General features: G+C 70.9%; 21 protein-coding genes. 11 read left to right on the plus strand and 10 right to left on the minus strand.

Annotation, left to right across the window (positions count from 1 at the left end; translation table 11 throughout):
- Window positions 1-50: 50 nt before the first annotated feature.
- The 5 genes from ABT009_RS24485 to ABT009_RS24505 form a co-directional block, all read right to left on the minus strand.
- On the minus strand, window positions 51-674 hold the full coding sequence (locus tag ABT009_RS24485) for a GntR family transcriptional regulator (RefSeq protein ID WP_351298674.1): 624 nt from the start codon (window positions 672-674) through the stop codon (window positions 51-53).
- A 191-nt stretch (window positions 675-865) separates the two neighbouring features.
- Window positions 866-2644, minus strand: coding sequence for a 2-oxoglutarate dehydrogenase, E2 component, dihydrolipoamide succinyltransferase (gene sucB, locus ABT009_RS24490; protein WP_351298676.1), 1779 nt, complete (start codon window positions 2642-2644; stop codon window positions 866-868).
- Window positions 2645-2720: 76 nt separating this feature from the next.
- Window positions 2721-4109 carry a dihydrolipoyl dehydrogenase gene (gene lpdA, locus ABT009_RS24495; RefSeq protein WP_351298678.1) on the minus strand — a complete coding sequence of 463 codons (1389 nt, stop codon included), beginning with the start codon at window positions 4107-4109 and terminating at the stop codon, window positions 2721-2723.
- A 260-nt stretch (window positions 4110-4369) separates the two neighbouring features.
- Window positions 4370-5917 carry a leucyl aminopeptidase gene (locus ABT009_RS24500; protein WP_351298681.1) on the minus strand — a complete coding sequence of 516 codons (1548 nt, stop codon included), beginning with the start codon at window positions 5915-5917 and terminating at the stop codon, window positions 4370-4372.
- 339 nt (window positions 5918-6256) lie between these two features.
- Entirely contained in the window at window positions 6257-7054 is a 798-nt protein-coding gene (locus tag ABT009_RS24505) for an adenosylcobinamide-GDP ribazoletransferase (RefSeq protein WP_351298684.1), read from the minus strand.
- Between the two features lie 62 nt (window positions 7055-7116).
- Here ABT009_RS24505 and ABT009_RS24510 point away from each other — a divergent pair, with 62 nt between their 5' ends.
- Window positions 7117-7854 (plus strand): hypothetical protein, encoded by a 738-nt coding sequence (locus ABT009_RS24510; RefSeq protein WP_351298687.1) that lies wholly within the window; start codon window positions 7117-7119, stop codon window positions 7852-7854.
- A gap of 90 nt (window positions 7855-7944) precedes the next feature.
- On the opposite strand, the gene cobT is transcribed toward ABT009_RS24510, so the two are convergent.
- Window positions 7945-9003, minus strand: a complete 1059-nt coding sequence (cobT, locus tag ABT009_RS24515) for a nicotinate-nucleotide--dimethylbenzimidazole phosphoribosyltransferase (protein ID WP_351298690.1) — start codon at window positions 9001-9003, stop codon at window positions 7945-7947.
- 228 nt (window positions 9004-9231) lie between these two features.
- Here cobT and ABT009_RS24520 point away from each other — a divergent pair, with 228 nt between their 5' ends.
- Window positions 9232-10326 (plus strand): class I SAM-dependent methyltransferase, encoded by a 1095-nt coding sequence (locus ABT009_RS24520; protein WP_351298691.1) that lies wholly within the window; start codon window positions 9232-9234, stop codon window positions 10324-10326.
- Window positions 10327-10586: 260 nt separating this feature from the next.
- On the opposite strand, the gene ABT009_RS24525 is transcribed toward ABT009_RS24520, so the two are convergent.
- The gene (locus ABT009_RS24525) at window positions 10587-11786 is read right to left on the minus strand and encodes a bifunctional adenosylcobinamide kinase/adenosylcobinamide-phosphate guanylyltransferase (protein ID WP_351298694.1); all 1200 of its coding nucleotides are present in this window, start codon (window positions 11784-11786) and stop codon (window positions 10587-10589) included.
- A 146-nt stretch (window positions 11787-11932) separates the two neighbouring features.
- Here ABT009_RS24525 and ABT009_RS24530 point away from each other — a divergent pair, with 146 nt between their 5' ends.
- Window positions 11933-12151, plus strand: a complete 219-nt coding sequence (locus ABT009_RS24530; protein WP_067270321.1) for a hypothetical protein — start codon at window positions 11933-11935, stop codon at window positions 12149-12151.
- 102 nt (window positions 12152-12253) lie between these two features.
- On the opposite strand, the gene ABT009_RS24535 is transcribed toward ABT009_RS24530, so the two are convergent.
- Both ABT009_RS24535 and ABT009_RS24540 read right to left on the minus strand, forming a co-directional pair.
- Window positions 12254-12958, minus strand: coding sequence for a class I SAM-dependent methyltransferase (locus ABT009_RS24535; RefSeq protein ID WP_351298697.1), 705 nt, complete (start codon window positions 12956-12958; stop codon window positions 12254-12256).
- A gap of 80 nt (window positions 12959-13038) precedes the next feature.
- The gene (locus tag ABT009_RS24540; RefSeq protein WP_351298700.1) at window positions 13039-13665 is read right to left on the minus strand and encodes a DUF3043 domain-containing protein; all 627 of its coding nucleotides are present in this window, start codon (window positions 13663-13665) and stop codon (window positions 13039-13041) included.
- Between the two features lie 297 nt (window positions 13666-13962).
- Here ABT009_RS24540 and ABT009_RS24545 point away from each other — a divergent pair, with 297 nt between their 5' ends.
- The 7 genes from ABT009_RS24545 (at window position 13963) to ABT009_RS24575 (ending at window position 22453) form a co-directional block, all read left to right on the plus strand.
- Entirely contained in the window at window positions 13963-14763 is an 801-nt protein-coding gene (locus ABT009_RS24545; protein ID WP_351298703.1) for a PspA/IM30 family protein, read from the plus strand.
- A gap of 54 nt (window positions 14764-14817) precedes the next feature.
- Window positions 14818-15096 (plus strand): PspA-associated protein PspAA, encoded by a 279-nt coding sequence (pspAA, locus tag ABT009_RS24550; RefSeq protein WP_351298706.1) that lies wholly within the window; start codon window positions 14818-14820, stop codon window positions 15094-15096.
- 255 nt (window positions 15097-15351) lie between these two features.
- Entirely contained in the window at window positions 15352-16644 is a 1293-nt protein-coding gene (locus ABT009_RS24555; RefSeq protein WP_351298709.1) for a sensor histidine kinase, read from the plus strand.
- Complete coding sequence (locus tag ABT009_RS24560) at window positions 16641-17321, plus strand: response regulator (protein ID WP_351298712.1); 681 nt, start codon at window positions 16641-16643, stop codon at window positions 17319-17321. Before ABT009_RS24555 ends, ABT009_RS24560 begins: the two co-directional genes overlap by 4 nt.
- Window positions 17322-17638: 317 nt before the next feature.
- Window positions 17639-20776 (plus strand): efflux RND transporter permease subunit, encoded by a 3138-nt coding sequence (locus tag ABT009_RS24565; protein ID WP_351298715.1) that lies wholly within the window; start codon window positions 17639-17641, stop codon window positions 20774-20776.
- A 226-nt stretch (window positions 20777-21002) separates the two neighbouring features.
- Window positions 21003-21386: a peptidase inhibitor family I36 protein gene (locus ABT009_RS24570; protein ID WP_351298718.1), complete on the plus strand. Its 384-nt coding sequence runs from the start codon at window positions 21003-21005 to the stop codon at window positions 21384-21386.
- Window positions 21387-21643: 257 nt separating this feature from the next.
- Window positions 21644-22453, plus strand: a complete 810-nt coding sequence (locus tag ABT009_RS24575) for a hypothetical protein (protein ID WP_351298720.1) — start codon at window positions 21644-21646, stop codon at window positions 22451-22453.
- 110 nt (window positions 22454-22563) lie between these two features.
- Here the strand turns inward: ABT009_RS24575 and nadA are convergent, their stop codons facing one another.
- Window positions 22564-23751, minus strand: a complete 1188-nt coding sequence (nadA, locus tag ABT009_RS24580; protein WP_351298722.1) for a quinolinate synthase NadA — start codon at window positions 23749-23751, stop codon at window positions 22564-22566.
- A 395-nt stretch (window positions 23752-24146) separates the two neighbouring features.
- On the opposite strand from nadA, the gene ABT009_RS24585 reads away from it, so the two are divergent.
- A complete protein-coding gene (locus ABT009_RS24585; protein WP_351298725.1) occupies window positions 24147-24503 on the plus strand; it encodes an iron-sulfur cluster assembly accessory protein in 357 nt (118 codons plus the stop codon).
- The last annotated feature ends 98 nt before the right edge of the window (window positions 24504-24601 follow it).

Below are 24601 nucleotides of genomic sequence, written 5' to 3' on the forward strand. Positions count from 1 at the left end.
CGCCGGCAGGCGACGGGGCACCGGCCCACGGGCTTGCGGGGCCCCGTGGGCTACGCGCGCGGCGCGCAGCCCAGGACATGGGCCTTTACCAGGTCCGGGATCCGCGGATCCCGGCGGCGGAAGGCCTCGACCAGCGCCTCGTGCTCCTCGGCGTACGACTGCTGCACCGTCCCCAGCCACCGGATGGACAGCGCCGTGAAGACCTCGATGCCCAGCCCCTCCCAGGTGTGCAGCAGCACGGAGTTCCCGGCGGCCCGCACCAGTTCCCGGTGGAACGCGACCGTGTGCCGCACCTGCGCCGTCCCGTCGGAGACGCGGTCCGCGTCGTAGAGGGCTGCGACATGCGGCTCCAGCGCCGAGCAGTCCTCGGCGAGCCGCTCGGCCGCCAGCTCCGCGGCGATCGCCTCGAGGCCGGCCCGCACGGGGTAGCTCTCCTCCAGGTCGGCGGCCGTGAGATTCCGCACGCGGACGCCCTTGTTGGGCGCCGACTCGATCAGCCGAAGGCTCTCCAGCTCGCGCAGCGCCTCCCGTACGGGCGTCTGGCTGACCGCCAGCTCGGTCGCGATGCGACGCTCCACGATGCGCTCGCCCGGCTTCCAGCGCCCGCTCACGATCCCCTCCACGATGTGCTCGCGGATCTGTTCGCGCAGCGAGTGGACGACGGGCGCGGTCATGCGGTGCTCCTTCGGCAGGGTGCCGTCCGGTGCGGGCGACCCCAAGGGCGTTGGCGTCTGGCGACGACTGACGTCTGGTGACGGCTGACGTCTAGACAATACGGCGGCGCCCCCGCCCGGAAATGCTCCGGGCGGGGGCGTTCCCGCAGGTGTGGCGAGGCTTACAGACCTCGACCGGTTTTGACCGGTTCCTACAGACCGAGCTCGACCTCGAACTCGCCGGCCTCCAGGATCGCCTTGACCGCGGTCAGGTAGCGGGCGGCGTCCGCGCCGTCCACCAGACGGTGGTCGTAGGAGAGCGACAGGTACGTCATGTCGCGGACGCCGATGACGGTGCCCTCGGCGGTCTCGATGACGGCCGGACGCTTGACGGTGGCGCCGATGCCCAGGATCGCGACCTGGTTCGGCGGCACGATGACCGTGTCGAACAGCGCACCGCGCGAGCCGGTGTTGCTGATCGTGAAGGTCGCACCGGCGAGGTCGTCCGGCGTGATCTTGTTGGCCCGGACGGCACCGGCCAGCTCCGCGGTCTTCTTCGCGATACCGGCGATGTTCAGGTCGCCCGCACCCTTGATGACCGGCGTCATCAGACCCTTCTCGGAGTCCACGGCGATGCCGATGTTCTCCGAGTCGAAGTACGTGATGGTGCCCTCGTCCTCGTTGATCCGAGCGTTGATGACCGGGTGGGCCTTCAGCGCCTGGGCCGCCGCCTTGACGTAGAACGGCATCGGGGAGAGCTTCACGCCCTCGCGGGTGGCGAAGGAGTCCTTCGCCGCGGCGCGCAGCCGCATCAGCTTGGTGACGTCGACCTCGACGACCGAGGTCAGCTGGGCCTGCGAGTGCAGCGCCTTCATCATGTTGTCGCCGATGACCTTGCGCATGCGGGTCATCTTGACCGTCTGACCGCGCAGCGGGGACACCTCGAGGGCCGGGGCCTTCTTGGCGGCGACCGGAGCGGCGGCGGCCGGAGCCGGGGCAGCGGCGGCGGCCTTCGCGGCCTCGGCGGCGGCGATGACGTCCTGCTTGCGGATGCGGCCGCCGACGCCGGTGCCCTTGACGGTGGACAGGTCCACGCCGTGCTCGGCGGCGAGCTTGCGCACCAGCGGGGTCACGTACGCACCCTCGTCCACGGGCGCCGTCGGAGCCGGGGCGGGGGCCGGGATCACCGGAGCCGGAGCGGCCGGCGCGGGAGCCGGAGCGGCGGGCTGGACCGGAGCCGGGGCGGCAGCGGCCGGGGCGGCTGGAGCAGCCGGTGCCGCGGGGGCAGCAGGCGCAGCCGGGGCCGGAGCCGGAGCCGGAACGGGCGCGGCAACCGGGGCGGCCGGAGCCGGAGCCGGGGCGGCGGCCGGAGCGGCACCCGGGGCGCCGATGACGGCGAGCTTGGCGCCGACCTCGGCGGTCTCGTCCTCGCCGACGACGATCTCGAGGAGAACGCCGGACGTCGGGGCCGGGATCTCGGTGTCGACCTTGTCGGTGGAGACCTCGAGCAGCGGCTCGTCGGCCGCGACCGAGTCGCCGACCTCCTTGAGCCAGCGGGTGACGGTGCCCTCGGTGACCGACTCGCCCAGCGCGGGCAGGACGACGTCGGTGCCCTGGGCGGCGCCGCCGGCCGGAGCGGCCGGAGCGGCGGGGGCGGCCGGAGCCGGGGCGGGGGCCTCGGCGACCGGGGCCGGGGCGGCCGGGGCCGGGGCCTCGGCGGCGGCCGGAGCGGGGGCGGCCGCGGGCGCACCCGTGCCGTCGTCGATGACGGCGAGCTCGGCGCCGACCTCGACCGTCTCGTCCTCGGCGACCTTGATGGAGGCCAGGACACCGGCGGCCGGCGACGGGATCTCGGTGTCGACCTTGTCGGTCGACACCTCGAGCAGCGGCTCGTCGAGCTCGACGCGCTCGCCCTCGGCCTTCAGCCAGCGGGTGACAGTGCCCTCGGTGACGCTCTCGCCGAGCGCCGGAAGGGATACGGAAACCGCCATGGTTTCGGTTGCTCCTTACGAATTGCGGAAGTCTGTGCTCGTCGCGCCCTGATGAGGCGACTGAAGTGACCGAAGGTCAGTCGTGCGAGTGGAGCGGCTTGCCCGCGAGGGCCAGGTGAGCCTCGCCGAGCGCCTCGCTCTGCGTCGGGTGGGCGTGGATGAGCTGCGCGACCTCGGCGGGCAGCGCCTCCCAGTTGTAGACCAGCTGGGCCTCGCCGACCTGCTCGCCCATGCGGTCGCCGACCATGTGGACGCCGACCACGGCACCGTCCTTGACCTGGACGAGCTTGATCTCGCCCGCGGTCTTCAGGATCTTGCTCTTGCCGTTGCCCGCGAGGTTGTACTTCAGAGCGACGACCTTGTCCGCGCCGTAGATCTCCTTGGCCTTGGCCTCGGTGATGCCCACGGAGGCGACCTCGGGGTGGCAGTACGTCACCCGCGGCACACCGTCGTAGTCGATCGGCACGGCCTTGAGGCCGGCCAGCCGCTCCGCCACCAGGATGCCCTCGGCGAAGCCGACGTGCGCGAGCTGCAGGGTCGGGACGAGGTCGCCCACGGCGGAGATGGTGGGGATGTTGGTCTGCATGTACTCGTCGACGAGGACGTAGCCGCGGTCCATCGCGACGCCGACCTCCTCGTAGCCCAGGCCCTGCGAGACCGGGCCGCGGCCGATGGCGACAAGCAGCACCTCGGCCTCGAAGGTCTTGCCGTCGGCGAGGGTCACGCGGACGCCGTCCTGCGTGTACTCGGCCTTCTCGAAGAAGGTGCCGAGGTTGAACTTGATGCCGCGCTTGCGGAAGGCGCGCTCAAGAAGCTTCGAGCTGTTCTCGTCCTCGACCGGGACGAGGTGCTTCAGGCCCTCGACGATCGTCACGTCGGTGCCGAAGGACTTCCACGCCGAGGCGAACTCGACGCCGATGACGCCGCCGCCCAGGATGATCGCGGACTGCGGGACGCGGTCCAGGACCAGCCCGTGGTCCGAGGAGATGATGCGGTTGCCGTCGATCTCCAGACCCGGCAGCGACTTCGGCACGGAGCCGGTCGCCAGCAGGATGTGGCGGCCCTGGATGCGCTGCCCGTTCACGTCCACGGAGGTGGCGGACGACAGGCGGCCCTCACCCTCGATGTAGGTCACCTTGCGGGAGGCGACCAGGCCCTGCAGACCCTTGTAGAGGCCCGAGATCACGTCGTCCTTGTACTTGTGGACGCCCGCGATGTCGATGCCCTCGAAGGTCGCCTTGACACCGAACTGGTCGGCCTCGCGCGCCTGGTCGGCGATCTCGCCGGCGTGCAGCAGGGCCTTGGTCGGGATGCAGCCGCGGTGCAGGCAGGTGCCGCCGAGCTTGTCCTTCTCGATCAGGGCGACGTCAAGGCCCAGCTGAGAGGCGCGCAGAGCCGCGGCGTAACCGCCGCTACCACCGCCGAGGATCACTAGGTCGAAAACGGTGCTGGCGTCGTTCGCCACGTCACGTCCTCCATGCATGTGCGCCGTACGCCGGTCCCCTTCACCGGGGGGCGACCGGCCGGTCGGCTGGTGTTCGGCCGCTCTTTCTTCGGCCCTGTGGTGGGGCCCTGTCCTGCCGAGAACCCATCTTCGCACCCTTCCGGCACAGTCGGGACGCCGGGCCGGTGTGTGAGATGACTCATCCCCGCCTCACTGGGGCGGGGGCAGCTCCGTGAGTACGGCGGGGCGCGCGGCATACGCCGCGCGCCCGGTGCGCGACGTCAGCCGAGGTCGCCCGCCGCGGTGCGCTCCGCAAGCCGCACCAGCGTGCGCACAGCCGACCCCGTGCCGCCCTTCGGCGTGTAGCCGAAGGGACCCTGCTCGTTGAAGGCAGGACCCGCGATGTCGAGGTGCGCCCACGTGATGCCCTCGCCCACGAACTCCTTCAGGAACAGGCCGGCGACCAGGCCGCCGCCCATCCGCTCGCCCATGTTGGCGATGTCGGCGGTCGCGGAGTCCATGCCCTTGCGCAGGTCCGACGGGAGCGGCATCGGCCAGGACGCCTCGCCGGCCTCCTCCGCCGTCTCGTGCACCGCCGTACGGAAGGCGTCGTCGTTGGACATGACGCCGAAGGTGCGGCTGCCGAGCGCCAGCACCATCGCGCCGGTCAGCGTCGCCACATCGATGATCGCGTCGGGCTTCTCCTCGGATGCCTTGGCGAGCGCGTCGGCCAGTACGAGACGGCCCTCGGCGTCGGTGTTGAGCACCTCCACCGTCTTGCCGCTGTACATGCGCAGCACGTCGCCCGGACGGGTGGCGGAGCCGGACGGCATGTTCTCGGCGAGCGCCAGCCAGCCGGTGACGTTGACCTCGAGACCCAGGCGGGCGGCGGCGACGACGGCGGCGAAGACGGCGGCGGCACCGCTCATGTCGCACTTCATCGTCTCGTTGTGGCCGGCCGGCTTGAGCGAGATACCGCCCGAGTCGTAGGTGATGCCCTTGCCGACGTAGGCGAGGTGCTTGTTCGCCTTGGGGTGCGTGTACGAGAGCTTGACCAGGCGCGGCGGGGCGGCGGAGCCGGCGCCGACGCCCAGGATGCCGCCGTACCCGCCCTTGGCGAGCGCCTTCTCGTCGAGCACCTGCACCTTGATGCCGTGCTCCTTGGCCGCGGCCGTGGCGACGGCGGCGAAGGCCTCGGGGTTGAGGTCGTTCGGCGGCGTGTTGATCAGGTCGCGGGCGCGGTTGAGCTCCTCGGTCACGGCGGTGGCGCGCTCGGCCGCCGCCCGGTAGCCCTTGTCGCGGGGCTTGGCGCCGAGCAGCGCGACCTCGGCGAGCGGGGCCTTGCCGTTCTTCGCGTTCCTGCCGTTCTGGCCGTTCTCCTTGTACGCGTCGAAGGCGTACGCGCCGAGCAGGGCGCCCTCGGCGACCGCCGCGACGTTCTCGGCGTCCTCGAGGGGCAGCGCGAACGCGGCCTTCTTCGAACCGGCCAGCGCGCGGGCGGCGGCACCCGCGGCACGGCGCAGGGTCTCCGGGGCGTACGCGTCGCCCTTCTCGCCCTGGTCGCCGTTGTCCGGGACCGCGCCGAGGCCGACCGCCACCACGACCGGCGCCTTGAAACCGGAGGGTGCGGGCAGCTTCGTCACCTCACCCTCGCTGCCGGAGGCGCCGAGGGTCTCCAGGACGGACGCGAGCTTGCCGTCGTACGCCTTGTCGACGGCCTCGGCGCCGGGTGCGACGACCGGGCCCTTCGCGCCCTTTGCGACACCGACGACGATCGCGTCGGCGCGCAGGCCGGACGCGGCCGCGGTGCTGAGAGTCAGAGCAGTCACGGTGGTGATGTCTCGCTTCCGTTGTGTGAGGTCGAGAGGGGTGGTTCGACCGGGCGCGGCGCCAGTTTGTGCCGGGCCGGAAGAGTGCCGGAAGTGAGCCTACGCGCGGGGTCGCCGTTCGCTCATGCCCGCGCGCGTTCATCCGGCTGTCGGGCCTGCGTCATCCACACGACCGATGCCGGTGGGGCCTGAGTGACCCACGGTGCGGGGTGTCCGGTGACCGTGGACGGGTTCACTGTTCCGGCAGCTTCATTTTCGCAGGCCGGCGCCGTAATGGACCGCGGGCCGCGGAATCGGAGGACGTGATCTGCCGGCAGTGCGTTCTCCCGTCGGCCCGGGTCACCCCAAGGCGTACACCAGGAGCGCGGCCGTGGCGGCGGTTTCCGCCAGCGCGCCGAAGACATCACCCGTCACCCCGCCCAGTCGGCGCGTGCAGTGACGCAGCAGCAGTTCGGCGGCCGCGCACGCGACCAGCACTGCGACGGCGCCCCGGACCGCGCCGGGCGCCCCGAGGAGCGCGCCGGACCCCGCGGCCGCGCAGACGACCGCGGCCGCGACGATGAGAGCTCCGCGCGCGGGCACCGTCCCCGCCACCGCGGCGCCCAGCCCCTCCGGGCGGGCCGCGGGGACGCCCATGCGGGCGGCCAGCGTGAGCGCGAGCCGCGCCGCCGTCGCCGAGACGGCGGCCGCGACCGCGCCGCGGGCCCACGAGACGTCGTACGCCTGGAAGAGCACCGCCACCTGGGCGAGCAGCACGAAGACCAGCGTGATGACGCCGAAGGGACCGATGTCCGACTGCTTCATGATCCGCAGCGCGTCCTCGGCGGGCCTGCCGCTGCCCAGCCCGTCCGCGGTGTCCGCGAGCCCGTCGAGATGCAGGCCGCGGGTGAGCACGGCGGGTACGGCGGCGGTGGCCACGGCGGCGAGCAGCGGGCCCGAGCCGAGGAGCAGCAGGACGCCGCCGACGGCCGCGGCGAACAGGCCTATGACCAGGCCGGCGGCGGGGGCGCAGAGCATCCCGGCGCGGGCCGCCTCGCGGTCCCACCGGGGGACGTGGACGGGAAGCGCGGTCAGGGTCCCGAAGGCGAAGCGGAGGCCTGCCGGGCGGGGATCGGAGGTGGGCGGAGTCTCGGGCATTGGCGCAGGTTAACCGGGTGCCGGGCGGCCGGACTGCGCGGGAACCCGGCTAAATTGCACATATGGGGCACTGGTGGTTCCGGAACATCGTCGAGCCCGGCAAGTTGCCGCTGCTGCTCGCGCTGCTCTCGTTCGTGGCGACCTTTCTGGCCGTCCGGGGCATCACGCGGATGATCCGAGCGGGCAAGGGCCCCTTTCGCAACGTCAGTACGGGCGCTGTACACATCCACCACGTCGTCCCCGGCGTCGTACTGACCGTCATCGGCGGCTTCGGCGCCGTGGCCACGGGCGCGCACGACTTCGGCGCCCTGCTGTCGGCGGTGCTCTTCGGCATCGGCGCGGGCCTCGTCCTCGACGAGTTCGCGCTGATCCTCCATCTCGACGACGTCTACTGGAGCGAGAAGGGCCGTATGAGCGTCGAGGTCGTCGTGCTCACGACGGCCCTGGTGGCGCTGGTGCTCGGCGGCTTCCTGCCGTTCGGCGTCAACGACCTGTCGCCCGACGAGCGGCAGAACCGCGCCATCGTCGTCATGAACACCGCCATGAACTTCTTCCTCGCCATCGTCGCTCTCGGCAAGGGCAAGCCCAGGGTGGCGGTGATCGGCACGATCGTGCCGCTGGTCGCGCTGTTCGGTGCGATCCGGCTGGCGCGGCCCGGGTCGCCCTGGGCGAAGCGGTTCTACGCCCGACGGCCCCGCGCCCGTGCGCGGGCCGGCCGGCGCGCCTACCGCCACGACCGCCGCTGGGCGGGTCGCAGCCGCCGAGTCCAGGACTGGCTCGGCGGCAGACCGGACGGGTGACCGCCCGCCAGGGGCACCCGCCGTCGTGGGCTGTGCCCACCTGTTCCGCCCCAGCGGAACGATTGCCCACAGCAGTGACCAGCGCGAGCCCTACTCGGCCTTGCCGTCAACCTCCGGCAGCTCCGCTGCCAGCGCGGCAGCGGCCTGCACGAGCGGCAGCGCCAGCAGCGCCCCCGCCCCCTCGCCGACCGAGACACCGTGGTCCAGAAGCGGCTCGATGGCCATCCGGTCGAGCGCCTTCGCCTGGGCGGGCTCCCCGCTGGCATGTCCCGCGAGCCACCAGTCGGGCGCACGGAACGCGACCCGCTGCGCCACCAGGGCGCACGCCGCCGAGACGACCCCGTCGAGGATCACCGGTGTATGCCGCACGGCGCTCTGCAGCAGGAACCCCGTGGTGGCCGCCAGATCCGCCCCGCCCACCGTGGCCAGCAGTTGCAGCTGGTCGCCGAGCACAGGTCGGGCCCGGCGCAGCGCATCACGTACGGCCGCGCACTTGCGCATCCAGGCCAGGTCGTCGATGTGGCGCCCGCCCCGCCCGGTCACCACGGACGCGTCCGTGCCGCACAGCGCGGCGATCAGCGTCGACGCGGCCGTCGTGCCGCCGACGCTCAGATCACCCAGGACGACCAGGTCCGTGCCGGCGTCCGCCTCCTCGTCGGCCACGGCCATACCCGCGCGGAACGCCGCCTCCGCCTCCTCGAGGCTCAGGGCGTCCTCGACGTCGATACGCCCGGAGCCGCGCCGCACACGGTGGCGTACGACGTCGTCGGGAAGCATGTCCGGGTCGCAGTCCAGCGCCATGTCGACGACCCGTACGGGCACGCCGAGCCGGCGGGCCAGCACCGAGACCGCACTCTCGCCCGCGAGCACGGCCCGCACCAGCTCGGCCGCACTTCCGGCCGGCCGGGCGGAGACACCCAGCTCGGCGATCCCGTGGTCGCCGGCGAACAGCACCACGCGCGGCTGCTCGATCGGCTTGACCGGCACGGTGGACTGCGCGGCCGCCAGCCACTCGCCCAGCTCGTCCAGGCGGCCGAGCGCCCCGGGCGGCACGACCAGCCGCTCCCTGCGCTCCTCGGCATCGCGGCGCACGCCACCGTCGGGGCGCTCGATCAGATCGGTGAAGTCGTCGAGATTCAGCGAGCTCATTCGCCGAACAGTACCGGCAGCGATCGAACGGAGCTGCTGACGGGCTGCCATAGGGCTGGGCGCCGTCCCGTCCGTGGGGCGCGGCCATGGGTTACGCCATGTGCCCCACCCCTCCCGCCACCGTCGTTGCGACCGTGCCGGTGATCCCATACGTTCCGACTCGTACGGAATTGTCGTATTACTCGCTTCACTCGCTCACCCCGGACCGCGGTGATCCACGGAGTAGCCATGCCCTTCATCCAGCAGGCCGTCCAGCAGGCCTCCGTCCGGCAGGCCGTCGCCGAGCGGCGTCCCGCGTGTCTGCGTGAACTCGCCCAGGGCACCGACCGGTTCCACGAGCCGCGCCGCACCGACTGCCCCTGGTGCGGCTCGGAGCGGCTGCGCGTCCGGCTCCGTACGACCGATCTGGTCCAGCACAAGCCCGGCACCTTCGTCCTCGAGGAGTGCCTGGACTGCTCCCACGCCTTCCAGAACCCCCGGCTCACCCCCGAGGGCCGGGCCTTCTACCGCCGGGACGCCCACGACGGCCCCGGCTACGGCGCTGTGGGGCCGGTCTTCGGCGCCCGGAACGACGCGAAGCGCAACCGGGCCATCGCCCGGGCGATGCTGCCGTTCGGCGAGCCCGAGAGCTGGCTCGACGTCGGCACCAGGCACGCCCGTTTCCCGGAGGCCGCCCGGGACGTCCACCCGTACACGGCCTTCGACGGGCTCGACGAAGGCGCGGTCGTCCACGAGGGCGTACGGGCGGGGCGCATCGAGGAGGGCCACCGCGGCTCCCTCACGGAGCTGGCGCCGCGGCTCGCGGGCCGCTACGACGTGCTGAGCATGCTCCACCACCTCGAGCACACCGTCGACCCGCACGAGGAACTCGCCGCCGCCCGCACCGTGTTGCGGCCCGGCGGGCACCTGCTGATCGAGGCGGTCGACCCGGACAGCCGCTACGCGCGGGTGCTGGGCCGGTGGTGGGCGTCGTACGTCCAGCCGCAGCACCTGCATCTGATTCCGCTGGGGAACCTGCTGCGGGGCCTGGAGCGCCTGGGGTACACCGTGGCCGCGGTCGACCGGCGCGACGCCCATGTGCCGCTCGATCTCGGCACGGGGGTTGCACTCGTCCTCGACCACTGTCTGCCGGCGGCCGACCAGCCGTGGCGGACTCGGCCGCCGAGCGACTTGCAGCGGGCCGCGCGGGCCGGCCTGAGCTGGGCTTCCAGCCCGCTCGTCGGCGCGGCACGCGCCGCCGACCACATCCTCGCGCCGCTGACGAGCCGCACCCGTTTCGCCAACGCGTACCGGGTGATTGCCCGCAGGAACGAGGACGGCTGACCGTACGTCGTGGGTTGTGCCCACCCTCTCCCAAGCTCTCGGCTGCGCTCGAGCAGGGGGACCCCCATCGCCCTGGGGGTACCTCCCAGGCCTTTAAGGCACTGGGGGAGGAACGATTGCCCACAACGGGAGCGGCTCGTGCCGCCACAACGGGACGACCCGCAGGCGCTATGCGGCCCCGACCCGCCCACAGGCAGGTGGCGCACCAGGCGACGCACCCGAACGAACCACAGGCGCCGGGGCGCGCAGCGCCCTGAAGATCAGCCGCGCAGCATCAGCGCCTGGCCCGCCACCACCAGCAGTACCTGCTCGCACTCGCCCGCGAAAGCCGCGTTCAGACGGCCCAGTTCGTCGCGGTAGCGGCGGCCCGATGCCGTGGCCGGGACGATCCCCGAGCCCACCTCGTTCGAGACGGCCACGACGGTACGCCGCGTGTGCCGCACCGCGTCCGTCAGCTCCTGCACCCGCTTGCGCAGCGCCCGCTCGCCGCCCCCCGCCCACTCGGCGTCGTCCCACGCGTTCACCGCATCCATGGCATACGTAAGCCACAGCGACAGACAGTCGATGAGCAGCGGCGGCCCGCTCACCTCCAGCAGAGGCACGAGATCGCAGGTCTCGGCGGTCTGCCACGAGCCGGGGCGCCGCTCGCGGTGCGCGGCCACCCGCTCCGCCCACTCGTGGTCCCCGCCCCGGGCGCCGCCCGTCGCCACGTACAGCACATCGGGGAAGGTCTCCAGCCGCCGCTCGGCCTCCACGGACTTGCCCGAGCGCGCCCCGCCCAGCACCAGCGTGCGACGCGGCACGTCAGGCACGTCCTCGTACGAGCCGACCACGAGCGTCGTCCCGTCCGGCACGGCCCGCGCCCCCGCGGCCGCCAGCCTGCGCCGCAACTCCGCACCCGGCGGCACGTCGTGGTCCAGATGGACCGCGATCACGTCGGTCGTGGCGGTGACCGCCCCCACGGCCCGCAGCCGCGCCAGCGCGTCGGGCCGGCCGACCACGTCGGCCACCACCATGTCGTACGGCGCGTGCCCTTCCTCAAGGCCCGCGGGCGCGGCCCCCGGCGGCAGGTACAGCAGCCGCTGCCCGTCGGGGCCCGTCACCGCGTAGCCGGTGCCCGGCGCGTCCATCGCCAACGCATGCACCCGGTGGCCGCTCATCAGCGCCAACTCCCGTCCGTCGGGCACCCGGGCGGGCTGCGGCAGCCCGGCGGGCACCTCGACCGCCGGGCCCTCGTGCGGATGGGAGAGCAGGACCTGGCGTACGCCCCCGAGCATGCGTCCCGCGCGGGCGGCGGCGAACGCGGCGCCCGGTGTGAGATCGAGCAGCAGCGTGCCGTCGACGAGCAGCGCGGTCGCGGCACGCGCCGCCTCGCCGAGCGCGGCCGAGCAGGAGGCGCAGGGGCAGCCGGGGCGCGGCAGGCCCTCGGGGCCTCCGGTGCCGAGCAGAGTCAGTTCCACGGAAAGATCCTCCCGCGCCGCCGCCGCGGCTGCGCGTCCGGCTAGGCTTCAAGCGGCTTCAGCTGCTCCGAAGCAGCTCCGACGCAGCTCGGGAGCAGCTCCGAAGCCGCTTCGGGAGCACCTCTTCTTACCCTCGGGAGGCTGGCATGGCGGCGTGGACGTGGCGTTTCGAGAAGTCGGACGGGACGGAGGTCCAGCCGGCCGTGCAGCCGGAGGAGTTCACCACTCAGGGGGACGCCGAGTCCTGGATCGGCGAGCACTGGAGGGAACTCGCGGACGGCGGGGCGGACCAGGTGACCCTCTTCGAGGACGCGACCCTGATCTACGGCCCGATGAGCCTCCACGCGGAGGAGACCCAGGCCTGACCCACTCCGTGGCCCCGCCGCCGGTGGGTGGTTCGCCACCTGCCGGCGGGTGGGTGCCCTCACGTCGTACCTGTGCCACCCACCTTTAGGGCGGACCGCAGGTCAGCCGCCCCGCACCCCGCAAAGATGAAGCAGCGCCGCCACCCGCCGATAGGGATCCGTACGCCCGGCCCGCTCCTCCGCGGAGAGGAGCGCACCGAAATCGTCAGGGACGACGGCGTCGTCGGCAGCCGTATCCGTGAAGACCCGCACCCCGTACCACGCGTGCAACGGCGCCCCGATCCCCGCCAGCGTCGCGGTGAGCGCGCCCAAGCGGTCGGCACGTACACGCAGCCCGAGCCGGTTCGTATACGCATCGGTGTCGAAGGAGGCCAGCGCCCCGGCCCAGTCGCCGGCCAGCCCCGGCCGCATCGCCAGCGCGTCGGCGTTCCGTACCAGCAATGACAGCAGCCCGCCGGGAGCCAGCATCCGGGCGAGGCCCGCCAGCAGCGGGTCCGGTTCCTCGACGTACATCAGCACGCCGTGGCACAGCACCACGTCGAAACTGCCCGGCAGGAAGTGCACGCCCGTGTCCCGGCCGTCGCCCTCGACCAGCCGCACCCGCTGCCGTATGCCCTCGGGCTCCGCGGCCAGCGCCTCGCGTGCAACGGCGACCATCTTCGGGTCCTGCTCCAGGCCGGTCACCTTGTGCCCGGCGCGGGCCAGCCGCAGCGCCTGCGTGCCCTGGCCCATGCCGACGTCGAGCACCCGAAGGCGCTGACCGACGGGGAAGCGCCCCGCCAGCTGCTCGTCGAGCTGCCGCGCCACCAGTTCCTGACGTACGGCGTTGCGCAGACCGCCGAGCCCCTGCAGCCAGGAGGCCGCCCCCCGCGTGAAAGGCTCTGCGCTCAGGGCCGCTCTCCGCGCTTGACCTGCGGCTTCGGCAGCCGGAGTCGACGCATCTGGAGCGTGCGCATCAGCGCGTATGCGACGGCGCCCCGCTTCGGCTGGTCCGGGAAGCGCGCGTTCAGCTGCTTCTTCAGCCGGATCGCGACGCCGATCGAGTCGACGACGATCAGGATGATCACGAACAGCCACAGCAGCAGGGCGATGTTCTGGAGCGAGGGCACGCGGACCATGCTCAGAACGAGGATGACCACTGCGAGCGGCAGGAACCACTCCGCGATGTTGAATCGCGAGTCCACGAAGTCGCGCGCGAACCGCCGGACCGGACCCTTGTCACGGACGGGCAGATAGCGCTCGTCGCCGCTGGCAAGGGCCTGGCGCTGCCGCTCCATCTGCGTACGGCGCTCGTCGCGCTGCCGCTTCGCGGCCTCTTTGCGCGTCAGCTGGGTGTTGGCGACGCTGCGGCGCTGCGTCTGGGCCTCGCTGCGCTTGGGCGTCGGGCGGCCCTTGGGGGCCTGCGGGTCACGGGTCTGCTTGGAGTCGGTCACCGGCGCCTTGTCGGCGGGGGCCTTCTCTTCCTTGGCACGGCTACGGAACACAAAAGCCAAGGGTACGGGGTGCGCCTGCATGGACCCCAGCCCGGTGGGGAACGATCCGGCAACACCGTACGTCTCTACCGGCAACACCACGCGGCTGTGGCGGGGGCAGATGAGACTCAAAGGGTATTCAAGGTACGCAGCCGAAGGTTTCCGGCAGGCCCCGGGAGCACCACCTACTCCCTGGGCCGGAGGGCAGCCGCCGGCAGTCGTCCTTGGGGATGAGCGCATCGGTCCCCGAACAGTGCGGTAATGGAGGCAGGGCCCGTACTGTGGGTTCTGTTGAAGACCTGGGAGCTGGAGTCCGTCAGAAGGGGGCGCGCGAAGCCCATGAGCGGTGTCATGAAGCGTATGGGGATGATCTTCCGCGCGAAGGCGAACAAGGCCCTGGACCGGGCCGAGGACCCGCGCGAGACCCTGGATTACTCGTACCAGAAGCAGCTTGAGCTGCTGCAGAAGGTGCGCCGCGGCGTCGCCGATGTGGCGACCTCGCGCAAGCGCCTGGAGCTGCAGCTCAACCAGCTCCAGACCCAGTCCACCAAGCTGGAGGACCAGGGCCGCAAGGCGCTGGCGCTGGGCCGCGAGGACCTGGCCCGCGAGGCGCTCTCCCGCCGCGCCGCTCTCCAGCAGCAGGTGACGGACCTGGAGACGCAGCACCAGACCCTCTCGGGCGAGGAGGAGAAGCTCACCCTTGCGGCCCAGCGGCTGCAGGCCAAGGTGGACGCCTTCCGCACGAAGAAGGAGACCATCAAGGCCACCTACACCGCGGCCCAGGCGCAGACCCGGATCGGCGAGGCCTTCTCCGGCATCTCCGAGGAGATGGGCGACGTCGGCCTGGCGATCCAGCGCGCCGAGGACAAGACCGCGCAGCTCCAGGCGAGGGCCGGCGCGATCGACGAGCTGCTGGCCTCCGGCGCCCTCGACGACCCCACGGGCATGGCCAAGGACGACATCCAGGCCGAGCTGGACCGGCTCTCCGGTGGTACGGATGTAGAGCTGGAGCTGCAGCGCATGAAGGCCGAGCTGGCCGGCGGTTCCACCCAGCAGCAGGCGATCGAGGGCGGCACGGCCGGCAGCCAGGGGCAGCAGCAGTCCCAGCAGCAGGACACCCCGCGCTTCGACAAGCAGTAGCCATAAGCCGTAGCCACCCCGCCGGAGTCATCGCTCACGTCCGAGGAGGGCGACATGATCGTACGGATCATGGGGGAGGGGCAGGTGAAGCTGGCCGACAGCCACTTCGCCGAACTGAACAAGCTGGACGAGGCGCTGCTCTCCGAGATGGAGCGCGGCGACGGCCCCGGCTTCCGCGAGACCCTGCACGCGCTCCTGGAAAAGGTGCGCGAACTGGGCACCCCCCTCCCCGACGACTCCCTGGAACCCTCAGAACTGATCCTCCCGTCCCCGGACGCCACCCTGGAGGATGTCCGGGAGCTGCTGAGCGACGGCGGCCTGATCCCGGGCTAGAGGGCCTTAGGCCTTCCCGCTGTGGGCAGGCGTTCCGCTGGGGCGATGGGGGCACCTCCCATGCCCTTAGGCAATGGGAGAGGGTGGGCACAGCCCACGACGCACAGCACCTCGGGTGTGGGTCCAGCCCGCGTGACGGGCATCCGCACCCCACCCGCGACGCGGGCACCCCACCCACGACGTGGGCACCCCAATACGAAAGGGCACCCAAGCCCCCGTTCCGCCGCCCGCCAGGGCCCCGTACCGTGGCTGAACGTGACCACTCCCCAGAGCCCAGGCCCCTGGACCCGGGCAAGGGCCTGGCTCCAGGCCCACCCCCGGGCCTGGGACGCCGCCCTCGCCACCGCCGTCCTCGCCTGCATGATCGTCGGCTCCTTCGCCGACCCCGGCCACCACGGCGGCCCCAGGTGGGGCACCCGCACACCCGACGCCCCCAGCCTCACCCTGATGGTGCTCGGCGCGGCCGCGCTGATCTTCCGCCGGGCGCGCCCCATGATCGTGCTGGCGGTGACCGGCGCCCTGTCCCTCGTGGAGCTGATCACCGGTGACCCTCGCACCCCCGTCGCGATGTGCGCGGTCATCGCGCTCTTCACCGTCGCCGCCCGCACCGACCGGACCACCACCTGGCGGGTCGCCGTGCCCACGATGACGGTGCTGACCGGAGCCGCGATGCTGGCCGGCCCGCTGCCCTGGTACGCGCAGGAGAACATCGCCGTGTTCGCCTGGACCGGTATGGCCGCGGCCGCGGGCGACGCCGTCCGCAGCCGCCGTGACTTCGTGCAGGCCATCCGCGAGCGCGCCGAACGGGCCGAGCGCACCCGCGAGGAGGAGGCCCGGCGCCGGGTCGCGGAGGAGCGGCTGCGGATCGCCCGCGATCTGCACGACGTGGTGGCGCACCACATCGCTCTCGTCAACGTCCAGGCCGGGGTCGCGGCGCACGTCATGGACAAGCGGCCCGACCAGGCCAAGGAGGCCCTCGCCCACGTACGGGAGGCCAGCCGCTCCGCGCTCAACGAACTCCGCGCCACCGTGGGCCTGCTGCGGCAGACCGGAGACCCCGAGGCGCCCACCGAGCCCGCTCCGGGCCTGCACCGCCTCGACGAGCTCGTCGACACGTTCCGGCATGCGGGTCTTCCGGTGGAGGTGGCCCGCGCCGATCAGGACACGACGCTGCCCGCGGCGGTGGACCTCGCCGCGTACCGCGTCATCCAGGAGGCGCTCACCAATGTGCAGAAGCACGCCGGGAGCGGCGCCAAGGCCGAGGTCAGCGTCGTCCGCGTAGGCCCCGACATCGAGGTCACCGTGCTGGACAACGGTCCGGGCAACGACGAGAGGCCCGAGGACGGCGGCGGGCACGGGCTGCTCGGCATGCGGGAGCGGGTCACCGCGCTCGGCGGCAGCTGCACCGCGGGCCCCCGTCACGGGGGCGGCTTCCGCGTCCATGCGATCCTGCCGGTCCGCAACCGTGCGCGCCAGGCCACGCACGAGGCGCAGGCAGCGCCGCCGACAGCGAATCAGACACAGATGCAGACGGGGAACCGCGTATGACCATCCGGGTGCTGCTCGCCGACGACCAGGCGCTGCTGCGCAGCGCCTTCCGCGTACTCGTCGACTCCGAGCCCGACATGGAGGTCGTCGGCGAGGCGTCGGACGGTGCGGAGGCGGTCCGGCTGGCGAAGGAGCAGTCCGCGGACGTCGTGCTGATGGACATCCGCATGCCGGGCACGGACGGCCTCGCCGCCACCCGGCTGATCAGCGCCGACCCGGCTCTCGCGCGGGTGCGGGTGGTCATGCTGACGACGTTCGAGGTCGACGAGTACGTGGTGCAGTCGCTGCGGGCCGGCGCCTCCGGCTTCCTCGGCAAGGGCGCGGAACCCGAGGAGCTGCTCAACGCCATCCGGGTCGCGGCCGGGGGAGAGGCCCTGTTGTCCCCGGCGGCCACGAAGGGGCTGATCGCGACGTTCCTGGCGCAGAGCGACGGTACGCAGGGCGGCGACCCCGTCCACGCCGAACGCCTCGAGGCGCTCACCGGCCGGGAACGCGAGGTACTGGTCCAGGTCGCCGGCGGCCACTCCAACGACGAGATCGCCGAGCGGCTCGAGGTCAGCCCGCTCACCGTCAAGACGCACGTCAACCGAGCCATGGCCAAGCTCGGCGCCCGCGACCGGGCGCAACTCGTCGTTATCGCCTACGAATCGGGACTGGTCCGGCCAAGGGTGACGTGATGTGACATCCGTGGCGCCGAGGGACGTCCAGGTCGCCTAAGGGCGTCCAGGACCGCTGCCAAGGGACGTCCAGGGCGCCGAGGGACGTCCAGGTCGCCCAGGGACCTCCAGGACCGCTGCCCAGGGACGTCCAGGACCGCCGGAACCGCAAGCGTGGGCCCACGGATGTACGGCGCGTACTGCGACCGCAGTATGAGCCGGATAAGGAATCGGGACCTGGGGGCGACGGATCGGGTCTCGCCGGTGCCGCAAGGTGTAGGAGGGCGCTGATCTGCGCCCTCTCCTGCCGCGTAAGCCACAGAAGAGAGACCGTCCCCATGTCCTGGCTGTCCAGGTTCAGCCTCGCCCAACGGGCCCTGATCGGGCTGATGTCGATCATCGCGATCGTCTTCGGTGCCATCGCGATCCCGCAGCTCAAGCAGCAGTTGCTGCCCTCCATCGAACTGCCCATGGTGTCTGTGCTGGCGCCGTACCAGGGCGCGTCTCCCGATGTGGTCGAGAAGCAGGTCGTCGAGCCGCTCGAGAACACCATCAAGGCCGTCGACGGCATCACCGGCATCACCTCCACGGCCAGCGAGGGCAACGCCCTGATCATGGCGTCCTTCGACTACGGCAATGGCACCCAGCAGCTCGTCGCCGATGTCCAGCAGGCCGTGAACCGGGCCCGCACCCAGCTGCCCGACGACGTCGATCCACAGGTCGTCGCCGGGTCCACGGACGACATCCCGACCGTCGTGCTCGCCGTCACCTCCGACAAGGACCAGCAGGCGCTCGCCGACCAACTCGACAGCACCGTCGTACCGGCCCTCGAGGACATCGACGGCGTCGGCCAGGTCACGGTCGACGGTGTCCGGGACCTCCAGGTCACAGTGACGCCGGACGACGCCAAGCTGGCGCGCGCGGGCCTCAGCGCCGCGGTGCTCGGCCAGGCCCTGCAGGCGGGCGGTGCGACGGTCCCGGCCGGCTCGTTCGACGAGGACGGCGCCAACCGCACCGTCCAGGTCGGCGGCGGCTTCACCTCGCTGGCGCAGATCAAGGACCTGATGGTCACGGGCGAGGGCGCCAAGAAGCCCGTACGCCTCGGTGACGTCGCCACCGTGAAGCAGGAGCCGTCCGCGGCGACCTCCATCACGCGCACGAACGGCAAGCCCAGCCTCGCCGTCATGGTCACCATGGACCACGACGGCAGCGCGGTCGCCATCTCGGACGAGGTCAAGGACAAGCTGCCGGACCTGCGCAAGGACCTCGGCTCCGGCGCGACGCTGACCGTCGTCAGCGACCAGGGCCCCGCGGTCTCCAAGTCCATCGAGGGCCTGACCACCGAGGGCGCGCTGGGCCTGGTCTTCGCGGTCCTCGTCATCCTGGTGTTCCTCGCGTCGATCCGCTCGACGCTGGTCACCGCGGTCTCGATCCCGCTGTCGGTGGTGCTCGCGCTCATCGTGCTGTGGACCCGCGACCTGTCCCTCAACATGCTCACGCTCGGCGCGCTGACCATCGCCATCGGCCGCGTCGTCGACGACTCGATCGTCGTCCTGGAGAACATCAAGCGGCACCTCGGCTACGGCGAGGAGCGCCAGGAAGCGATCCTCAAGGCCGTACGCGAGGTCGCGGGCGCCGTCACGTCCTCCACGCTGACCACGGTCGCGGTCTTCCTGCCCATCGGTCTGACCGGCGGCATGGTGGGCGAGCTGTTCGGCTCGTTCTCGCTGACGGTCACGGCGGCGCTGCTCGCGTCGCTGCTGGTGTCGCTGACGGTCGTGCCCGTCCTGTCGTACTGGTTCCTGCGCGCCCCCAAGGACGTGCGGGACGCCGACCCGGAGGAGGCCCGCCGCAAGGCCGAGGAGAAGGAGGCGCGCAGCCGACTGCAGCGCCTCTACGTCCCCGTGCTGCGCTTCGCGACGCGCCGCCGCCTCACCAGCCTCGCCATCGCGATCGTGATCCTCATCGGCACGTTCGGCATGGCGCCCCTGCTGAAGACCAACTTCTTCGACCAGGGCGAGCAAGAAGTCCTCACGGTCAAGCAGGAGTTGAAGCCGGGCACCAGCCTGGCGAAGACCGACGCGTCCGCGAAGAAGATCGAGAAGATGCTCGACGGCGTCGAGGGCGTCGAGGACTACCAGGTCACCGTCGGCTCCTCCGGCTTCATGGCAGCGTTCGGCGGCGGTACGGACACCAACCAGGCGTCGTATCAGATCAAGCTGGCGGACTCGGCCTCGTACGACGACGTCCAGGCCCGGATCGAGGAGGGGCTCGGCAAGCTCTCCGGGATCGGGACGACCACCATCGCGGCGGGCGACGGCTTCGGCAGCCAGGACCTGAGCGTCGTGGTCAAGGCCGCCGACGCGGACGTCCTACGGAAGGCCGCGGACGAGGTCCGCGACGAGGTCGCCAAGCTCGACGATGTCACGGACGTCACCAGCGACCTTTCCCAGTCCGTGCCGCGGATCTCGGTGAAGGCCAACGACAAGGCGGCCGCGGCCGGTTTCAACGACGCGACCCTCGGACAGGTGGTCACCCAGGCGGTGCGCGGCACCACCACCGGCAAGGCGGTCCTGGACGACACCGAGCGCAACATCGTCATCCGGTCGGCGAAGCCCGCGGAGACGCTGTCCGAGCTGAAGAAGCTGCCTGTCGGCCCGGGCGTGAAGCTCGGTGACATCGCGGACATCAAGCTCGTCGACGGCCCGGTCTCGATGACCCGTATCGACGGCCAGCGTGCCGCGACGATTACGGCGAAGCCGACCGGCGACAACACGGGCGCGGTCAGCGCCGACCTCCAGACGAAGATCAACGCGCTCAAGCTGCCTGCCGGCGCCACGGCGTCGATCGGCGGTGTCTCGGAGGACCAGGACGAGGCGTTCGCCTCGCTCGGCCTGGCGATGCTGGCGGCGATCGCGATCGTCTTCATGCTGCTGGTCGCGACGTTCCGGTCGCTCGTCCAGCCGCTGATCCTGCTGGTCTCCATCCCCTTCGCGGCGACCGGCGCGATCGGCCTGCTGATCGCCACGGGCACCCCGATGGGCGTCCCGGCGATGATCGGCATGCTGATGCTCATCGGCATCGTGGTCACCAACGCGATCGTGCTGATCGACCTGATCAACCAGTACCGGGCCCAGGGCTACGGCACGGTCGAGGCGGTCATCGAGGGCGGCCGCCATCGACTCCGCCCGATCCTGATGACCGCCCTGGCGACCATCTTCGCGCTGCTCCCCATGGCGCTGGGCATCACGGGCGAGGGCGGCTTCATCGCCCAGCCGCTCGCGGTAGTGGTGATCGGCGGACTGATCACCTCGACGCTGCTGACCCTGCTGCTGGTCCCGACGCTCTACGCGATGATCGAGCTCCGCAAGGAGCGCAGGGCCAAGAAGAAGGCGGCCAAGCGAGCGAAGAAGGCCGGGGGTCCGGCCGAGCCGACGGTCACGGAGTCCGGCGAACCGGAGCCCGCGCAGGTCTGACGGCTGCATGAGAAAGGGGGCGCCTCTCTGGACGAGGGGCGCCCCTTTTTCGGTTTTTGCATCACGAATCCCGAATGTCTGATCGCTTGACTTCCCATGATCGCGAGGACTACAACCTCCGGCGACGATCAGGCGGCGGTGGTCACGAGTTCACCGTCCACGTAGTGGGGAGATATTTGTGGGTGTGTTCCGAAAGAGAGCCGCAGCTGCGCTTACGGTGCCTGCTGTGGCCGCCGCCATGATGGCCGGCGCACCGGCCGCACAGGCGGACGCGGGGTCCGGCTGCATCATCGGCTCGAGTTGTCTCGTGCTGTTCTACAACAGTTATCAGGGAGGGTCCTCGACCTCCTTCCGGGGAAGCAATGTCGCCGACTTCGCCGGCTACAAGTTTCTGAGCTCCGGGGCCGGACAGGGACAGGCCGTCAAGAACAACGCCGCTTCGGCGACGAACGACAGCGCCTACGCTGCCACGATCTTCTACAACAGCAACTACGGAGGGGCGTGCGACAAGATCGCCGACTACTCGTACACCACGCAGTTGCACAACACGTACAACGAGAACGCCTCTTTCAAGTGGAACTCGTCGAGGACTGACTGCTACGTGTTCTGAGCGGCTCTGGAATCGCTGGTGCAGATTCTGCGGTCCCCGTGCGGGGGTGGGTTCTTCCTGTCTCCGTGCGGGGTCCTCGACTTTTTCTGAGGGGTTTTGGGGTGGGAACAAGGACTCGGTCTGTTTCTTCGGCGCTGTGCAGTCGGTCGGCGGCGGTACTTGCCGGGCTGTCGTCTCTTCTTCTGCTGTCGGGCTGCTCGTCGTCCGCGCAGAACGTCGCAGACGAGGGGGCGGGGTCACGTGCGACCGAGCCGAGAGTGACCGAATCGGCCTCGCCTTCCCCCGGTTCCGCCGCGGCCGTGCCGGAATCCGCCTATACCTTCAGACTCCCCATCGCGAAATACAGCTTCAGCAATGCTGAGCTGGCTGCCATAGAAGCTGCCGAAGGCAAGCTGACAGAAGAATGCATGGCGAGGTTCGGTCTCGATTACAGCGCTGAGCCGCCATCGGTCCGCGAGTATTCTTCGGATCGTCGATACGGCATATCCAGCGGCAAGGACGCAGCGCGCTACGGCTACCACCTGCCTGCGGACGAGTCACCGGAAAGCGGCGCGGAGGGCGGCGACGCGACGACCCGCCTCGTTCTGTACGGCACCGGATCCGGCGGTGAGGCGAAGACCTACCGAGGTATCAGAGTTCCCGAGAACGGCTGTCGCGGTGAAGCGGTGAAAAGCCTGAGGAAGGGGAACGATTATCCCGCCGGGTCGGAAGCCGCCAGGACTGTCGCGAACAGTAGCTTCCAGTCCTCTCTCAAGGATCCCCGGGTGGTGCAGGCCGCGAAGGACTGGTCCGCGTGCATGAAGAGCGCCGGGTACACATACGATTCGCCGCTGGCGGCCATGGGCGACAAGGCCTTTCAAGGCGAAAAGGTCACACGTGGAGAGATATCGACTGCCGAGGCGGACTACTCGTGCAAAACCCGGACCCGGCTCCTCGATGTCTGGTTCCGAGCGGAGAGCGAGATCCAGGACAAGATGATCGCTGATCACAAGGTGGACCTCGGGAAGTTGAACGCCGCCCACATGCGGATGATCAGCGCAGCGCAGAAGGTCATCGAGGAGCGCTGAACCGCGAGTGCGGGCGTGCGGAACGGCGAATCCTCGATGGCGCCATCGAGAAATGCGTGTGGGGCGGGCTTGGGAAGCCCGCCCCACACGCGTATACATGCAGCGATGCTTTACGGAAGCGCCAGCATCCGCTCGAGCGCCAGCTTCGCGAACTGCTCCGTCTCCCGGTCGACCTCGATCCGGTTGACGAGGTTGCCCTCGGCCAGCGACTCCAGGGCCCACACCAGATGCGGCAGGTCGATCCGGTTCATCGTCGAGCAGAAGCACACCGTCTTGTCGAGGAAGACGATCTCCTTGTCCTCGTCGGCGAAGCGGTTGGCCAGGCGGCGGACCAGGTTCAGTTCCGTGCCGATGGCCCACTTGGAACCGGCCGGGGCCGCCTCCAGGGCCTTGATGATGTACTCGGTCGAGCCCACGTAGTCCGCGGCCGCGACGACCTCGTTCTTGCACTCTGGGTGGACCAGGACGTTGACGCCCGGGATGCGCTCGCGCACGTCGTTCACGGAGTCCAGGTTGAACCGCCCGTGCACCGAGCAGTGGCCCCGCCACAGGATCATCTTCGCGTCGCGCAGCTGCTCCGCGGTGAGCCCGCCGTTCGGCTTGTGCGGGTTGTAGACCACGCAGTCCTCGAGCGACATCCCGAGGTCGCGCACGGCGGTGTTGCGGCCCAGGTGCTGGTCCGGCAGGAAGAGGACCTTCTCGCCCTGGGAGAAGGCCCACTCCAGCGCCCGCTTGGCATTGGACGACGTACAGATCGTGCCGCCGTGCTTGCCGGTGAACGCCTTGATGTCGGCCGACGAGTTCATGTACGAGACGGGCACGACCTGCTCGGCGACGCCCGCCTCGGTCAGCACGTCCCAGCACTCCGCGACCTGCTCGGCCGTCGCCATGTCGGCCATGGAGCAGCCGGCCGCGAGGTCCGGCAGCACGACCTTCTGGTCGTCGCTCGTCAGGATGTCGGCGGACTCGGCCATGAAGTGCACACCGCAGAAGACGATGTACTCGGCCTCCGGGCGCGCGGCGGCGTCCCGGGCCAGCTTGAAGGAGTCACCCGTCACGTCCGCGAACTGGATGACCTCGTCGCGCTGGTAGTGGTGGCCGAGCACGAAGACCTTGTCGCCGAGCTTCTCCTTGGCCGCCCGGGCGCGCTCCACCAGATCCGGGTCGGACGGCAGGGGCAGGTCGCCGGGGCATTCGACGCCGCGCTCGCTCCTGGGGTCGGCCTCGCGGCCGAGCAGCAGCAGGGCGAGGGGCGTCGGCTGGACGTCGAGCTCCTGACGGGTTTGGGCGGTGGTCACGACACGCACCCTTTCTTTTCTGCGGCTCGCTTGGATCGGTTGGATCAAGCGGAGATTGCGGGACTTCGCCTTTTCGTCGAAATGACGCTATCTATCATAACCGGTTCACGTCAGTTTGACGATGGCCATCGCGTCGATGTGACGCATTCCCGGAGGCTGCCTTGAGGTCGCCTGGAGTCCGCCCCGGGGTTGCCCGGTGGCCGCCCGGCGATCACCGGAGGCCGGCCGGCCGACCGTCCATAACGTCCCGTGCCGCTTCGCAATTCCATGTGCGAGCATGAGGAGAGCAAGCGAAGGAAAAGTCGAAGACACAGCGCTCGGCCCGGAATGAATCCGCGGCCCCGCCGGTTGCAACCGTCGGCAAGCAGTCTCCGTACAACCCGGGAGAGATGTAGATGTCCGTATCGGACGAGACCACCACCGTCACCGACGGCATCATCCTGTCCGACGCCGCCGCGGCGAAGGTCAAGGCCCTGCTCGACCAGGAAGGCCGTGAGGATCTGGCGCTGCGCGTCGCCGTTCAGCCCGGCGGCTGCTCCGGCCTGCGCTACCAGCTCTTCTTCGACGAGCGCTCGCTTGACGGCGACGTCGTCAAGGAGTTCGGCGGCGTCAAGGTCGTCACCGACCGGATGAGCGCTCCGTACCTGGGCGGCGCCTCGATCGACTTCGTCGACACCATCGAGAAGCAGGGCTTCACGATCGACAACCCGAACGCGACGGGCTCCTGCGCCTGCGGCGACTCCTTCAGCTGAGCCTGCTGATCCCACCGCCTCCGGCCGGAGGCGGCGGCGCAGGCGCTTCGGCTGGCTTCCACCAGACCCTCGATCCGGCCGCAAGATCAACATGGACA

Origin of the sequence: Streptomyces sp. NPDC002896 (genome assembly GCF_040295225.1) — a bacterium.
Taxonomy (GTDB): domain Bacteria; phylum Actinomycetota; class Actinomycetes; order Streptomycetales; family Streptomycetaceae; genus Streptomyces.